This is a genomic window from Exiguobacterium sp. UBA6282 (assembly GCF_002440475.1).
Classification (GTDB): domain Bacteria; phylum Bacillota; class Bacilli; order Exiguobacteriales; family Exiguobacteriaceae; genus Exiguobacterium_A.
Genome location: NZ_DJUM01000039.1, coordinates 9,044 through 10,361, shown reverse-complemented (window position 1 = coordinate 10,361; position 1,318 = coordinate 9,044). Strand labels below are relative to the sequence as shown.

The window sequence follows — 1,318 nt, the reverse complement described above, 5'->3', positions numbered from 1 at the left end:
GGAATCTTCGGCTTTTTCGTGACGAGCACATGCGTCCGAATCAAGAAGACATACTCATCGCCTAACGCTTCTGCGACCCGGTCGAAATCAAACGGATAGTCGAAGTAGAACTTCCCTTTACCAAGCGACTGATGGTCACGGAAAGTCGGTGCATACAAGATGACTTTCTTGTCTTCCGGCAGTTGAAGCTGCATCCGGATCCGTTCGATTGTCGCTGCATTATTCGCCGTAAAGAAGAGATCGTTTCGCGGATAACCAGATTCGACGACCGGTCCCCCGTACTGGAACGCACTTCTAAAGATGTTCGTCGCATAGGGACTCGGAGACAAGAGGACGCTCCATTGCTGGATCGCGTTCGTTACACGCTCGACATAGCCTTCGTCCCGTCCATGGATCTCGTCTAAGTCAAACAACATCTTCTTCAAAGGTGTGCCGTGCCACGTCTGGATGTAGGTCGTCTCTTTTCGCCGCGTCATGTAATGCGGGAAGTTCTGATTGTTGACCCAAAACTTCGCCGTCGCCATGTAATAGAAGTAGGCAGGAGATAAGCGTTTGATGACTTTTGCGTTCGGATCTCCGAGATAAAGCTTCTTGTTATAGATCCAGACGACTTTGTAGCCGAGTGCTTGTTTCTTCAGTTCCTCATAAATGTAACGCGGACTGTCCGCGTAATGTTTACCGAGCCCACTCTCGAAGACAACGAGTTTCGGGTCGACCGGCAAGACGCGTTGCATGAGTCGATATCCTGCCTTCATCGTCGGGAAGTAGAACCGGCTACGACGATAGACCTTAAAGAGGATGTTCGCCGCCTCGTTCGTCTGAATCTTCTCTAAAAGACTCGTCTGTTTCGTATAATTAGCGATTGTTTGATAGACCTGATCAGAGTAAGTCGTATCCGTTTTCGTCAAGAAGACGTCAGCGCGTCGTTTGTATTCATCCGCCATCTTAAAATCACGGCGTGCCGTCGCGTCGAGATCCTCGAACAAGTCATCGATTGTTTTTGAAATCCGCCCTGGTAATTCGTTTTCGAGATCGAGATACGAACCGAGAGGACCGATGAAGCGTTTCGGGTCGAATTGCAGGTAATGGACCGGTCGCTTTAAGAAACTGAAGTCAAAAGCGACACTCGAATAGTCGGTGACGAGCAAGAGGCTCTCCTTTAACAATCCTTGAACATCGCGTTCGCCCTGATGGATGACCGTGATCGGTAAGTTCTCGAAGTGACTCGAATATTGCTGCATGTTTGGATGCAGGCAAAGAACGATCTCGAGACGATGCTGTTTCGCGTACGCATGCAAACGATCACTCGATAGGAACG

General features: G+C 49.4%; 2 protein-coding genes (1 of these 2 only partly in view). Both read right to left on the bottom strand.

Going from position 1 to position 1,318, the window contains the following annotated elements; all coding sequences use genetic code 11:
* Window positions 1–1,298: CDP-glycerol glycerophosphotransferase family protein (locus B2751_RS10780; protein ID WP_290774731.1), on the bottom strand; the 1,298-nt coding region annotated here is incomplete at its 3' end.
* Between the two features lie 4 nt (window positions 1,299–1,302).
* On the bottom strand, window positions 1,303–1,318 hold the final stretch of the coding sequence (locus tag B2751_RS15335) for a CDP-glycerol glycerophosphotransferase family protein (RefSeq protein ID WP_422653601.1). The gene runs 1,067 nt beyond the window's last position; 16 of the gene's 1,083 nt are visible here — the last part of the coding sequence; the start codon falls outside the window, past its right edge; the stop codon is at window positions 1,303–1,305.